This is a genomic window from Leifsonia poae, from assembly GCF_020009625.1.
Classification (GTDB): domain Bacteria; phylum Actinomycetota; class Actinomycetes; order Actinomycetales; family Microbacteriaceae; genus Leifsonia; species Leifsonia poae_A.
Genome location: NZ_JAIHLP010000002.1, coordinates 3,373,459 through 3,385,857, shown reverse-complemented (window position 1 = coordinate 3,385,857; position 12,399 = coordinate 3,373,459). Strand labels below are relative to the sequence as shown.

Annotated in this window: 12 protein-coding genes; 4 read left to right on the top strand and 8 right to left on the bottom strand. The window is 67.8% G+C overall.

Going from position 1 to position 12,399, the window contains the following annotated elements; all coding sequences use genetic code 11:
• Positions 1 to 9: 9 nt before the first annotated feature.
• The 3 genes from K5L49_RS16895 to K5L49_RS16885 all read right to left on the bottom strand — a co-directional run bounded on the left by K5L49_RS16895 (position 10) and on the right by K5L49_RS16885 (position 3,657).
• Entirely contained in the window at positions 10 to 2,088 is a 2,079-nt protein-coding gene (locus K5L49_RS16895; RefSeq protein WP_223694579.1) for a cell wall-binding repeat-containing protein, read from the bottom strand.
• Positions 2,089 to 2,175: 87 nt separating this feature from the next.
• Positions 2,176 to 3,042: a glucose-1-phosphate thymidylyltransferase RfbA gene (gene rfbA / locus K5L49_RS16890; RefSeq protein ID WP_223694577.1), complete on the bottom strand. Its 867-nt coding sequence runs from the start codon at positions 3,040 to 3,042 to the stop codon at positions 2,176 to 2,178.
• 3 nt (positions 3,043 to 3,045) lie between these two features.
• A complete protein-coding gene (locus K5L49_RS16885) occupies positions 3,046 to 3,657 on the bottom strand; it encodes a dTDP-4-dehydrorhamnose 3,5-epimerase family protein (protein ID WP_223694575.1) in 612 nt (203 codons plus the stop codon).
• A gap of 128 nt (positions 3,658 to 3,785) precedes the next feature.
• On the opposite strand from K5L49_RS16885, the gene rfbB reads away from it, so the two are divergent.
• From rfbB to K5L49_RS16870, 3 genes are read left to right on the top strand one after another with little or no spacing between them, the layout of a single operon-like run.
• Entirely contained in the window at positions 3,786 to 4,775 is a 990-nt protein-coding gene (gene rfbB, locus K5L49_RS16880) for a dTDP-glucose 4,6-dehydratase (RefSeq protein WP_223694573.1), read from the top strand.
• Between the two features lie 8 nt (positions 4,776 to 4,783).
• Positions 4,784 to 5,659 (top strand): dTDP-4-dehydrorhamnose reductase, encoded by an 876-nt coding sequence (gene rfbD / locus K5L49_RS16875; RefSeq protein WP_223694571.1) that lies wholly within the window; start codon positions 4,784 to 4,786, stop codon positions 5,657 to 5,659.
• Positions 5,634 to 6,782 (top strand): glycosyltransferase family 4 protein, encoded by a 1,149-nt coding sequence (locus K5L49_RS16870; RefSeq protein ID WP_223694569.1) that lies wholly within the window; start codon positions 5,634 to 5,636, stop codon positions 6,780 to 6,782. The genes rfbD and K5L49_RS16870 overlap by 26 nt, the downstream gene beginning before the upstream one ends.
• Before the next feature lie 15 nt (positions 6,783 to 6,797).
• On the opposite strand, the gene K5L49_RS16865 is transcribed toward K5L49_RS16870, so the two are convergent.
• The 4 genes from K5L49_RS16865 to K5L49_RS16850 form a co-directional block, all read right to left on the bottom strand.
• Positions 6,798 to 8,036 carry an acyltransferase family protein gene (locus K5L49_RS16865; protein WP_223694567.1) on the bottom strand — a complete coding sequence of 413 codons (1,239 nt, stop codon included), beginning with the start codon at positions 8,034 to 8,036 and terminating at the stop codon, positions 6,798 to 6,800.
• A gap of 86 nt (positions 8,037 to 8,122) precedes the next feature.
• Positions 8,123 to 9,487: an LCP family protein gene (locus K5L49_RS16860; RefSeq protein WP_223694565.1), complete on the bottom strand. Its 1,365-nt coding sequence runs from the start codon at positions 9,485 to 9,487 to the stop codon at positions 8,123 to 8,125.
• Positions 9,484 to 9,990, bottom strand: a complete 507-nt coding sequence (gene purE / locus K5L49_RS16855; RefSeq protein ID WP_223694563.1) for a 5-(carboxyamino)imidazole ribonucleotide mutase — start codon at positions 9,988 to 9,990, stop codon at positions 9,484 to 9,486. Before purE ends, K5L49_RS16860 begins: the two co-directional genes overlap by 4 nt.
• A 60-nt stretch (positions 9,991 to 10,050) precedes the next feature.
• Positions 10,051 to 11,190, bottom strand: coding sequence for a 5-(carboxyamino)imidazole ribonucleotide synthase (locus K5L49_RS16850; RefSeq protein WP_223694561.1), 1,140 nt, complete (start codon positions 11,188 to 11,190; stop codon positions 10,051 to 10,053).
• A 121-nt stretch (positions 11,191 to 11,311) separates the two neighbouring features.
• On the opposite strand from K5L49_RS16850, the gene K5L49_RS16845 reads away from it, so the two are divergent.
• Entirely contained in the window at positions 11,312 to 11,887 is a 576-nt protein-coding gene (locus tag K5L49_RS16845) for a GtrA family protein (RefSeq protein ID WP_223694559.1), read from the top strand.
• On the opposite strand, the gene K5L49_RS16840 is transcribed toward K5L49_RS16845, so the two are convergent.
• On the bottom strand, positions 11,849 to 12,394 hold the full coding sequence (locus K5L49_RS16840; protein WP_223694557.1) for a PH domain-containing protein: 546 nt from the start codon (positions 12,392 to 12,394) through the stop codon (positions 11,849 to 11,851). The genes K5L49_RS16845 and K5L49_RS16840 overlap by 39 nt on opposite strands.
• Between the last annotated feature and the right edge of the window lie 5 nt (positions 12,395 to 12,399).

Here is a 12,399-nt window from a genome sequence, read left to right as displayed (position 1 = left end):
CCGGGCGGATCAGCAGGGGGTGAGCGCCTTCACCGCCGGTGCGAGAGCGACCTCGCCGCCGATCACGACGACGGACTTCGCTCCGAACTTCGCGATGTTCTGCCCGAGGAATCGTGGCAGGCACGCCGACGGTGTGATCAGGAGCGGCACCTTCTTGGCGCCCGCGATCGCGGCCCCGGCCAGAGCGTCCGGGAAGGTCACACCGGTGGCGAGGTAGACGGAGTCCGCCGTTGTGAAACTGGCCTGGTTGATCGCATTGCTCGTGGTGAACCGGTCGGCTCCGGCGATCCTCGTCACGGCGGCGCCGGTCGTCCCGATGCTGGCGGCGATGCCGGCCGAGACGGCGACGGGCCCGCCCACGATCGTCACCGAGGTGACCTTGTTCTTGGCGAACAGTGCCCGGGTCGCCGAGTCGATGCTCGACGCGCCCCCGTCGACGAGGAGGACCGGCCGGCCAGCGGCACCCGCGGCCGCGCTGGCGGAGAGAGCGTCGGGGAAGGCTGTCCCGGTCGCGAGGTAGAGGGAGGTCGCCCCGGGGAACGCACTGTTCATGATCCGGCTCGAGGTCTCCCAGCGCGTCGCACCGCCGATCCGGCTGATGCTCGGGGTCAGGCCGGCCAGAGTGTTGTAGACCGCCGGAGGAATCACGGTGGTTCCGCCGATGACGACGATGCGTTTCGGGGCGAGACGCTTGAGTTCGGTCAGCGTCGGATCGGGCACCGAGCCGGCGGCCACGAGGAGGATGGGCCCGCTTTGCGCCGCCGCGGCCGGCGCCGCGCTCATCGCGTCGGTGAACGTCGTTCCGGTGGCGATGTAGACGACCGGCACGCCCGCCGTCGGATAGGCCGACTTCGACAGCAGGGCCGCGGTCGAATAGCGATCGGCTCCGCTGATCCTGCTCGTGGACGGGGTGCCGCCTGCGACGGAGGAGAAGAACGTGCGGCAGCCGAGACTGGCGCTGCCGACCGAATTGAACGAGGTGCCGATCATGGTGATGCAGGCAGAGAACTGTCCCCCGGCTCCGGTGATGGGGGTGGAGACCGAGAATCCGTGAGCGGGTCCGGCTCCGATCACGGTGTAGACCGCGCCGACATCGGGTCGGTTGCCGTTCGCGAGCACCGTCTGCGAGATGCGGGTTCCGGCCGGATCCGTCACATCGACACGAACCGAGATCGAGGTGGCCGCGGCGGCGGGATCGATGGCCCAGCCGCTCACAGTGACCTTGCCCCCGCTGAAGGCCACCGAATCGTAGGCACCGAACGGAGGCGAGGTGCTCACCGGCGAGCCGAACCAGTCGGTGTAGAAGCTGAAGAAGTTGCGGTTGCCGTACGAGGAGCAGCTGTCACCGGTGCCGTACGGGTGGGCGAGCGCCGACGCGTTCGGAGTGTAGGGCGTGTAGTAGTACAGCGCCGCGGTCGCCTTGTTGCGAATGGTCACGGTCTTCGTGCCGCACGCGGCGTTCGGGTGGTATCGGATCGCCGAGGGCGAGCCGACCGGCAGCCAGCTGAAGTAGTTGCTCGTGCCCGGAGGGTTCCCGTAACGCTTGAACTGCCACGCCGCCTGGTAGACCTGGTTGGCGAAACCGTAGTACTGGGAGTCGCATGCGGAGGTGTCCGGGCAGGCGTAGCCGGTGGCGATGCGGTACTGGGATGCGCTCGGCGATGTGTCGGTGACGAGAGACTGCTCCTTCTGCAACAGCACGAGGAGGACCTTCTGGCTGATCCCGCAGGCCCGGCCGACCTTCGTGATGATCTGGGAGGCGAGTTCGTTGGCCGCGCCCGCATACGCGCCGCACATCGCGTCGGCCGCGCGGGACGGGGTGGTCTGGGTGTAACTCTTCAGACAGACATAGCCCGCGCTGCAGGTCGAGACTTTTGAGTTGAGGAAGGCCTGCACGGTGGCCTGATCGGCCGCCTGCGCGTTGTAGAAGTTGTTGTCGCTGATGATGTAGCCGGCGTCGAAGGCGGCCAACTGCCCGACCGTGATGGCCTCGGCGCGCTCCTCCGTGGCGGCCAATCCACCGGCGACGATGGCTAGTGTGCAGAAGACTGCGAGGAGCGAGCGGCGCGGCGAAACGGAGCGGAGCATGCCTATGACCCTACAGGCAGCACAGATCAAGCCGGAATCCTGGCGTGTCCAAGACGGCTCACTCCTCGTTACGAGGATTGCTCAACTCTAGTTGTCGGCGAGCAGTTTCTGCAAGTACACGCCGTACCCGCTCTTCGCCAGCGGCGCCGCGAGCTTCGCGAGCTGCTCGTCGTCGATCCATCCAGCGCGCCAGGCGATCTCCTCGATGCAGCCGACCTTGAACCCCTGCCGGTCTTCGATGACGCGAACGTACTCCGATGCCTGCATCATCGATTCGAAGGTTCCCGTGTCGAGCCAGGCGGTCCCGCGGTCGAGCACCTGCACCTGCAGCTTCCCGGCGTGCAGGTACCGCTCGTTCACCGTCGAGATCTCAAGCTCTCCGCGCTCGCTGGGCGTGATGCTCTTCGCGATCTCGACCACCGAATTGTCGTAGAAATACAGCCCGGGAACCGCGTAATTGCTCTTGGGAACCGCCGGCTTCTCCTCGATCGAGACCGCTGTGAACGTTTCGTCGAAATCGACGACACCGTACGCCGTCGGGTTGCTCACGTGGTAGGCGAAGATGAGGGCGCCGTCGATATCGCTGTGATTGCGGAGCGAGGAGCCCAGTCCCGCTCCGTGGAAGATGTTGTCGCCGAGGACCAGCGCGACGCTCTCTTCACCGATGAACTCTTCGCCGATGATGAACGCCTGGGCGAGACCGTCGGGCGAGGGCTGCACGGCGTACTCGATCCGGATGCCCAACTCGGAGCCGTCGCCGAAAAGCGCTCTGAACTGGTCGTTGTACTCGGGCGTCGTAATGATCAGGACTTCGTCGACCCCGGCCATCATGAGCGTCGACAACGGGTAATAGACCATCGGCTTGTCGTAGATCGGCATGAGCTGCTTGGAAATGCCCTTGGTGATGGGCCAGAGCCGCGTGCCGGAACCGCCGGCGAGGATGATGCCGCGCATGTCTTACTTTTCTCCGTAGTTCAGGGTCTGGTAGAAGGCTCTGGCGGCCTCCCAGGTCGGGAGCAGTCCGGCCTCCGCCGCCTCGTGCAGGCCGGGAGCCGCGGTGTCCTTGTCAGAGAGAAGCGGCTCGCCCGCCTCGGCGGGGAAGATCAACGCGATATCCGGGTCGAGCGGATTGATGCCGTGCTCGCGTGCCGGAGTGTACACATCAGTGACCAGGTAGCTGACGGTCGCGTTCTCCGTCAAGGCGACGAAGCAGTGCCCGAGCCCCTCGGCCACGTAGATGGCGCGGCGATCCACGTCGTCGAGCAGAACGGAATCCCACTGGCCGAAGGTCGGCGACCCGACCCGGATGTCGATCACGAAGTCGAGAACGGCACCGTACGGCGCGGTCACATACTTGGCCTGGCTCGGCGGGATGTCGGCGAAATGGATTCCGCGAACCGCGCCACGCTTCGAGACCGACAGGTTGCCCTGGCGGAGGTCGAGCCGGTGCCCGACGGTCTCTTCCAGCCGGTCGAACCGGTACCACTCCAGGAACTGGCCGCGGTCGTCCGTGCGAACCTGCGGAGTGACCTCGAAAGCGTCGGGAATGGAGAGTTCTCGGATCTGCACGGCCCCGAGTCTACCAATGGGCGCCTGACCGCCCGCCGCGTCGTCGCACGGCGCCCGCACTCACCGTTCACCGAGAGCCCACCCGGTAGAATCGCCGGGCACACCAGAACACAAGGAACAGGTTCCCCATGAAGATTCTCGTCACCGGCGGCGCCGGATTCATCGGCTCCAACTTCGTTCGCCGCACTCTGCAGGACGCTTACCCCGGCCTGGAAGGCGCCGACGTCGTCGTGCTCGACGCGCTGACCTACTCGGGCAACCTGGAGAACCTGGCGCCGATCGCCGACTCCCCCCGCTTCACGTTCATCAAGGGCGACATCCGCGACGGCGCACTGCTCGACGAGCTGTTCCCCGGCGTCGATGCCGTCGTGCACTTCGCCGCGGAGTCGCATGTCGACCGCTCGGTGCGCGACGCCTCGATCTTCGTCGAGACGAACGTGCTCGGCACGCAGCAACTGCTGGATGCGGCCCTCCGCAACGAGCTGAAGCGCTTCGTGCACGTCTCCACCGACGAGGTCTACGGCTCCATCGCCGAGGGGTCGTGGGCCGAGGATCGCCCGCTGGAGCCGAACTCCCCCTATTCCGCGTCGAAGGCCGGCAGCGACCTCCTCGCTCGCAGCTACCACCGCACACACGGCCTCAACGTCTCGATCACGCGCTGCTCGAACAACTACGGGCCGTACCACTTCCCCGAGAAGGTCATCCCGCTGTTCGTCACGAACCTGATCGACGATAAGCATGTGCCGCTTTACGGTGAAGGCAACAACATCCGCGACTGGCTGCACGTCGACGACCACACCCGTGGCATCGCGATGGTGCTGGTGAACGGCCGCGCCGGCGAGATCTACAACATCGGCGGCGGCACCGAGCTCACCAACAAGGAGCTCACGCAGCTGCTCCTCGACGCCACCGGCAAGGACTGGTCGTACGTCGACCGCGTGGCCGACAGGCTCGGCCACGACCTGCGCTATTCGGTCGACATCTCGAAGATCCGCTCCGAGCTCGGCTACGAGCCGCTCGTCCCGTTCCAGCAGGGGCTGGCCGATGTGGTGCAGTGGTACCGCGACAACCGTTCGTGGTGGGAGCCGCTGAAGGCCCGCGCCGCCCTCGACGCGTGAACCCGTCGATGACCCGTTACCTGATCACCGGCGCAGCCGGGATGCTCGGCCAAGACCTGCAGCGAGCCCTGAGCGGTCGCGACGTCACCGCGCTCCGCCGGGCAGACCTCGACGTGACCGACAGGGATGCAGTGCTCGCCGCCGTCGCCGGCCACGATGTGATCGTCAACGCGGCCGCGTACACCAAGGTCGACGATGCCGAGACCCACGAGGGCGAGGCCTACGCGATCAACGCGACCGGTGTCGAGAACCTCGCGCTCGCCGCCCGGGAGCACGGCGTGAAGCTGGTCACCGTGTCCACCGACTATGTGTTCGACGGCCAAGGGACGTCGCCGTACGCCGAGGACGCCCCGCGCGACCCGCTCAACGCCTACGGCCGCACGAAGGCCGCCGGCGAGGAGCTGGCGATCGCCGCGCATCCCGACGGCACCAGCATCGTCCGCACGGCCTGGCTGTATGGAGCCGACGGCCCCAACTTCGCGAAGACCATGGTCAGACTCGCCGCGAGCCATGAGACGGTGAGCGTCGTCGCCGATCAGCTGGGGCAGCCGACCTGGACGGTCGACCTCGCCGAGCGCATCGTCGCTCTGGTCGATTCCGGGGCGCCGGCCGGCATCTACCACGGCACGAATTCAGGCGAGGCGACCTGGTTCGACTTCGCCAGGGAAGTGTTCAGACTCGCCGGTTTGAACCCTGATAGGGTCACACCGACCGACAGCGCCCAGTTCGTGCGGCCCGCTCCTCGACCGTCGTACTCGGTTCTCGGTCACTCGGCCTGGCAGTCCGCCGGGCTCCCGCCGATGCGGGCGTGGAAGGAAGCACTGGCCGACGCGGCCGGGCATGGAGTCTTGGAGCAGCATGACAACACTGAGAGTGGTCGTTGACGAGCTTCTCGGTGATGCTCCCGGCGGCGCCCGCCGCTACGCGGAGGAGCTGACCCGCCAGATCGTGGCCACGGCGCCCGCCGGCTGCGAGGTCGAGGGCATCGTCTCCAACGTCCCACCGGAGACCATCGACGAACTCACCGCCCGCCTGCCCGGGATCGCCCGCATCACCCGGCTCCCGCTGGCCCGCCGCGAGCTCACCATGGCCTGGCAGTCGGGGCTCGCGCTCCCTGGGGCGCGCGGGATGATCCACGCCCCCAGCCTGCTCGCCCCGCTGCGCAAACACGATCGCCTCGATGCCGGCGAGCAGATCACCGTCACGGTGCACGACGTGCTGCCGTGGACGTTTCCGGAGTCGCTGCCGACCACGAGCGTGCTCTGGCACAAGGCGATGGCGAAACGGATGCGCAAGCACGCCGACGCCATCGTCGTTCCCACCCACGCCGTCGCCTCGCAGCTCGCCGAATTCGTCGACCTCGGCGACCGCGTGCGTGTGATCGGCGGCGCCCCCGCGACCGCATTGCGCCTGCCGCCCGACGCCGATGAACGGGCCGAGCGGCTCGGCCTTCCGGAACGCTACGCGCTCACCCTCGGGTCGATCATGCCGCGCAAAGGCATCGCCCCGCTCATCCGCGCGGTGGCACGGCCGGAAGTGCAGGGCATCCCCCTGCTGATCGCCGGGCCCGACCGGTTCGGCGACGGATCGGCGACCGGTGTCTCCGCCGCGGCCGGCCTCCCGGAGGACCGGGTGCGGGCGCTCGGCTTCCTCGACGACGCCGACCTCGCGGTTGCGCTCGATCGGGCGACCGTCTTCGTCTTCCCCAGCCTCGCGGAGGGGTTCGGCCTGCCGATCGTCGAGGCCTTCAAATTCGGCACCCCCGTCATCCACTCGGACGATCCCGCGCTGGTCGAGGTCGCCGCCGGCGCCGGGCTCGTCGTCGAGAGACCGGCCACCCCCGACGACGACGCCGGGTATTCCGAACGTCTCGCCGCGGCCATCGGACGGGTGCTCGGCGACGACGAGTTCCGTGCACGGCTGAGCGTGCTCTCCGCCGACCGGGCCCGCGCCTTCAGCTGGCGTGACTCCGCGGAGCGCGTCTGGCAGTTGCACGCCGACCTTTAGTCGGACCGGGGCGGATCAGCGTGCCGAGACGGTCCGCCGCTCCTCGTCGACCGCCGCCGGGGCGGGAGCAGCCTCGAGCTCCGTGACCTCATCCCGGCCGAACCAGGCGCTGTAGCGCGCCGACGCCCACTCACCGGCCGCCCGCGACCAGCCGTGACTGCGCTTCTCCACCAGCCAGGTGAAAGCGATCGCCACGACGAAGGCGAGCGGGATGCCGAACAGCAACGGCACGAACCACGGTTGGCCGGCGAAGAGATAGGTGCTGAAGATCAGGATCGGCACGTGCACCAGGTACAGACTGAACGAGATGGTGCCCACGAACTGCAGAGGCTTCGACTCGAACAGCGAGCGCAGCGGCTTCCAGCCGATGGCCGTCACCACGATCGCGGCCGCAGCGAGCGGCGCGAGACCCTTCAGGGCGTAGACGAGCTCCGAGTCGCCGTCGACGTTCGACCCGAGCAGCCACGGAGCGATCAGCAGCAGCGGGGCTCCCGCCGCCAGCAGGAACCAGAGAGCATGCCGCCAACGCCGCGTGTTCATCCGGTCGGCGAACTGCCGCACCGCCTCGAGCCGAACAGCGACGACCGCACCGACGAAGAAGGCCGGGAGGTAGCTGAACGCTCCGGAACCCGTGCGCACACCCAGCCAGGTGAGCACCACAGCCAGGGCGAGTCCGCCGATCCACAATTTGCGCACGGCGATCGCCGCGATGGCGAACACCGGGAGGGCGAGGGAGAAGATCAGCTCCCAGCGCAGCGACCAGAGAGGGTTGTCGATCTGTCCGTCCCCGCCCAGGAGATCCCAGGCCTTGACGATGTCCTCCCAGCTGAAGTTCGGCGTGGAGGAACTACTCAGCCACGTGCCCGTCGCCTGGGTCGAGCGCTGCGGGATGGCGACCACGAACGCCGCAGCGATGAGCGCGGCGCCCATCACAGGCACGCCCAGTCGGACGATCCGACGGGGAAAGTACGCCACCCAGTCGAATCCGCGCCGCCGGGCGACCGGCAGCGTGACCACGAGACCCGAGAGCACGAAGAACAGGATCACCGACTCCCAACCGGCCGTCGCCAGCTTGAGCGGGGTATAGCTGATCCACCACATCGCCGAGCCCGTCTGCACGGAGCCGGCGCCGGGCGTCCCGGGGAAATCGGGGTTCGTATACAGGGAGTGGTGGGCGACGACGATCAGGGCCGCCAGCCCACGCAGGCCGTCCAGGGCGGCCAGCCGTCCATTCGGTTTCGTCTTCACATTCACACCAGTACGCGACATAGGCGTGCCAAAATACCCCTCGCGCCTCAACGGTTCCTGTGCCCCATTCAGGGGTCGGCTGTGAGGCGCGGCTACTTGCCGCTGGATGCGGGCGTCGCGGGCGCGAGCGCCTGCTTCACCAATTGGTGGATCTGTGTATAGTCCGGATCGTCGGGCTGGATGAGCGGCGGCACGAGCTCCAGCTGCTTCACCGGGAGCGTGCGGGTCTTCATCCCGAGGTCGACGAAGTAGCCGAGCATCGGCTGCGGGATATCGGTCTTCATCACCTGCGCTCCGGCGTGGGCGATGTCCTGGAACTTGGCGACGACGTTGACCGGGTTCACCTGTTTGAGGATCGCGTCCTGCAGCTGACGCTGCCGCGCCATGCGGTCGTAGTCGCTGTTGCCGACGCCGTGTCGCGATCGGGCGTACCACTGGGCCGTGTAGCCGTTCATGTGCTGCTTGCCGGGCTCGATCCAGGCCACGACACCGTTGAGGTCCTCGTCTCCGCCGATCGGCAGCTTCTTGGCGACAGTGATGTCCACCCCACCGAGAGCGTCGACGAGGTCGGCGAACCCCTGCATGTCGATGAGCACATAGAACTGGATGGTCAGGCCGGTCGCGCCCTCCAGAGCATCCCGCATCGCCTCGATACCGGGTTCGCTGTTGTTCTTGGTCGCGGTCGGGTAGAGATCGGACTTGTAGAGCTCGGCCTCGGTGTAGATGGAGTTGAGCTGGCACACATCGACGTCGCAGTGGTCCTGGTAACCGTAGCCGTCAGGGTAAAGCGTGTGCATCGGAGAATCCGACGAGAAAGGAACAGGGTCGAGGTCGCGCGGGAGACCGATCGTCACGGCCTGCCCGGTGGTCGCGTCGATGCTGACGACCGACATGCTGTCGGGCCGCAGACCCTCCCGATCCGCACCGGCGTCGCCGCCGAGCAGCATGATGTTGTACCGGCCGTTCACCGGCGGCAGGGTCGGACCGTCGGAGAAGATGTCGCCGAGGGCGCCGCGCGCCGACGCCGCGACGAATGAGGCGTATCCGGCCGTGCCCGTCACCCCCACGAGCACGAGCACAGCGAAGGCCGCGATCCAGCCGCGTGCGTTCGGCCGGGCCTTGACGAGCCTCACCAGACGCAGGGTGTCCAGCGTCAGCACGACCCAGAGCACCGCGTAGGCGAGCAGCACGATCTGCAGCGCCCACAGGCTGCCGGCCTGGGTGAACAGTTCGTAGACGACCGTCGGCCAGAGCAGGGCGATCGTGAGCAGCACGATCCCCAGCGCCCAGAGCGACAGTGTGGCGAGAATCCCCACCCGGCCGAGACGCCGGTCGCCCGCGAGGAGCTGCGCGGAACCGGGCAACAGGATGTTCAGGGCGACCAGCCACCAGCCCCGCTTCGTCATGGTGTGCGCGGAGGCGGTGTCCGGGTAGCGGAGCGGGCTGGCCACTGTCATAGGCGTGCTTTGAGCGCCCGGTTCTTCTCTTCGACCGATGCTTCGAGGTCGGCGGCATACTGCGCGAGCGCCGCCGTGAGCCGCTCATCCGCGGTCGCCAGGATCTTCACCGCGATGAGGCCGGCATTCTTCGCGCCACCGATCGACACGGTCGCCACCGGGACGCCGGCCGGCATCTGCACGATGGAGAGCAGCGAGTCGAGCCCGTCCAGCCGCGACAGCGGCACGGGGACTCCAACCACCGGCAGCGTGGTGACCGCGGCGAGCATGCCCGGCAGGTGCGCCGCACCCCCGGCGCCCGCGATGATCACTTTGATGCCGCGGTCGGCCGCATGCTTGCCGAAATCGATCATCTTTTCGGGCGTGCGGTGCGCCGAAACGACCTCCACCTCATGGGCGACGCCGAACTCGGTGAGGATCTGCGATGCGTCCTGCATCACCGACCAATCCGAGTCCGACCCCATCACGACGGCGACGATCGGGGCGGAAGAGGGGGCGGTCATGCGGACAATGCTAGGGGGCGCCGACCCCGCATCCCGGGTGCGGCACGCCTCTGACGAGGATCACCCCTCGAAGAAAGCCGCCGCGCTCCGCGCCACATACACGGCGTCGTCGAGATCGTCGCCGCACACCGTCACGTGCCCGACCTTGCGACCGGGGCGTGGCTCCTTGCCGTACCCGTGGAACTTGGCGGCCGGATGCGCGGCGAGCGCGGCCGGGTACCTGTCTTGCAGCGACCCTTCGGCGGGACCGCCCAGGATGTTCACCATCACCGACCAGCCCGAACGCGGCTCCGCCGACCCGAGCGGCAGATCGAGCACCGCCCGCAGGTGCTGCTCGAACTGGCTCGTCACTGCGCCCTCGATGGACCAGTGGCCACTGTTGTGCGGGCGCATGGCGAGTTCATTGACCAGCAGCCGTCCGTCTGTCGTCTCGAACATCTCGACCGCGAGCACTCCCGTGACCCCGAGTCCATCGGCGATCCGTTCGGCGATCTCGGCCGCAACGGAGGCGAGCTTGCCGCCGGTGCCGGGGGCGGGCGCGATCACCTCGGCGCAGACGCCGTCGCGCTGCACGGTCTCGACGACCGGCCAGACGGCCGTGCCGCCCGAGGGACGGCGGGCAACCAATTGGGCGAGTTCGCGTCGGAACGACACGAGCTCCTCGACCAGGAGCGCTCCACCGTGCCCGTCTTCGGCGAGCGCCAGGAACCAATCGTCGGCCCCAGAAGACTCGGAGACGACCCGCACGCCTTTGCCGTCGTAGCCGCCACGCGCGGTCTTGACCACGGCTCGTCCGCCGTGGTCGGCGAGGAAGGCTCCGAGTTCGTCGGCCGATTCGATCGCGGCCCAATCGGGCACGGGCAGTCCCAGCTCGGCCAGCTTGGCCCGCATCTGCAGTTTGTCCTGTGCGTAGAGCAGCGCATCCGGCCCGGGATGCACCTCGAAGCCGCGAGCGACGAGCTCCCGCAGGATCGCGGGCGGAACATGCTCATGGTCGAACGTGATCACGTCGACGGTCTCGGCGAACGCCAGGACGGTGTCAAGGTCGCGGTAGTCGCCGACGCCGGTCGCCGCCAGCTCGGCGCTCATCCCCGGAGCCTCCTCGAGCACCCGGATCTCGACACCGAGCTCGATCGCCGGGGGGATCATCATGCGCGCCAGCTGGCCGCCGCCGATCACGCCGACCGTGTTCTTCGTCATATGCGCTCTACTCCTCGATACTCTTCAGCCGGTGCGGGGGCAACTCCCAGACTGCAGCCCCCGTTGTCGCGTAGGCTCGCACCGCATTTACTATCTTCGCGCATTCGATCCGGTTGGAAGCATGAGCATCGAGACTCCTCCCGTGCACCGTTCACGGCTGCTGCCGCAGCTGGTGAAGTTCGGCGCCGTGGGCGCTGTCGGGTTCGTCGTCAACCTCGTCGTCTTCAACGGTCTTCTGCTCACCCCGCTGTCGAAGAACCACTGGGGCGCCATCATCGCCACGGTGATCGCCTCGGCCGTGGCCATCACCACCAACTACATCGGCAACCGATACTGGGCCTTCGCCGCTCAGCGCCAAGAGAAGGCCACCCGCGAGGGCCTCGAGTTCTTCATCATCAGCGTGGCCGGCATGGTCATCCCGGTGATCTGCGTGTACGTCTCCCGCGTCGTGCTCGGCTACGACAGCCGCCTCGCCGACAACATCGCGAACAACGGCGTCGGGCTGGTGCTCGGAACCCTGTTCCGGTTCTCGTTCTACCGGTGGTGGGTGTTCTCCCCCAAGCGTGCCCACCGCACCCCGGCCGGCGAGGCCGCGGCCGAACCCGTCGGCGTCGTGCCGACGACGACACTGCCCACGGCGTCGCTGCCCACGGCGTCGCTACCGGCTGCCCCAGACAGTGGTCTCGTCGGACGCTGACTCGCTCTGCTGCCGGCGGACGGCGACGACGGTCTGCGAGTGCTCCATCAGGTCGTTCAACGCGCGCTGCACGGCGTCGGCCTTCGGCACGTCTTTGAGCACCACCGGGCGCTCCAGGCCGGAGTTGATGCGCACATCACCGGAACGGAACGCACTCTGCAGCCAGTTGCGCTTCACACTGACGTCATAGCCGCGGCTGTGGAGCAACTCCTGGCGCACCCGCACGAAGAACCCGTGGCGCAGGATGACGCGGCGTGTCGTGATCGTGTACCGCTTGCCCAGCCAGAACGCGAGCGGGAGCAGGAACAGCAGCAGCACGACCGCGGCGGCCGACGACCAGAGCAGCACGTTCTCCCACACCTCGTCGAACCGCCCGGCCAGATATCCCAGCGTCCCGCAGGCCGCGATCAGCACGAGACTCGGCCAGAAGAGGGCGCGCGCATTCGGGCGCAGCCGCGCCACGACGCGCTCCGGAGGCTGCGTCGCGGACTCGGGGGTGTTGCTCATGCCCT

What these genes read in the sequence shown, in the direction of transcription:
- K5L49_RS16860 (WP_223694565.1), bottom strand. Translation starts at nt 9,487, where the DNA reads ATGACAGTGGCCAGCCCGCTCCGCTACCCGGACACCGCCTCCGCGCAC.
- K5L49_RS16840 (WP_223694557.1), bottom strand. Translation starts at nt 12,394, where the DNA reads ATGAGCAACACCCCCGAGTCCGCGACGCAGCCTCCGGAGCGCGTCGTG.
- K5L49_RS16845 (WP_223694559.1), top strand. Translation starts at nt 11,312, where the DNA reads ATGAGCATCGAGACTCCTCCCGTGCACCGTTCACGGCTGCTGCCGCAG.
- K5L49_RS16850 (WP_223694561.1), bottom strand. Translation starts at nt 11,190, where the DNA reads ATGACGAAGAACACGGTCGGCGTGATCGGCGGCGGCCAGCTGGCGCGC.
- K5L49_RS16895 (WP_223694579.1), bottom strand. Translation starts at nt 2,088, where the DNA reads ATGCTCCGCTCCGTTTCGCCGCGCCGCTCGCTCCTCGCAGTCTTCTGC.
- K5L49_RS16870 (WP_223694569.1), top strand. Translation starts at nt 5,634, where the DNA reads ATGACAACACTGAGAGTGGTCGTTGACGAGCTTCTCGGTGATGCTCCC.
- rfbD (WP_223694571.1), top strand. Translation starts at nt 4,784, where the DNA reads ATGACCCGTTACCTGATCACCGGCGCAGCCGGGATGCTCGGCCAAGAC.
- rfbA (WP_223694577.1), bottom strand. Translation starts at nt 3,042, where the DNA reads ATGCGCGGCATCATCCTCGCCGGCGGTTCCGGCACGCGGCTCTGGCCC.
- rfbB (WP_223694573.1), top strand. Translation starts at nt 3,786, where the DNA reads ATGAAGATTCTCGTCACCGGCGGCGCCGGATTCATCGGCTCCAACTTC.
- purE (WP_223694563.1), bottom strand. Translation starts at nt 9,990, where the DNA reads ATGACCGCCCCCTCTTCCGCCCCGATCGTCGCCGTCGTGATGGGGTCG.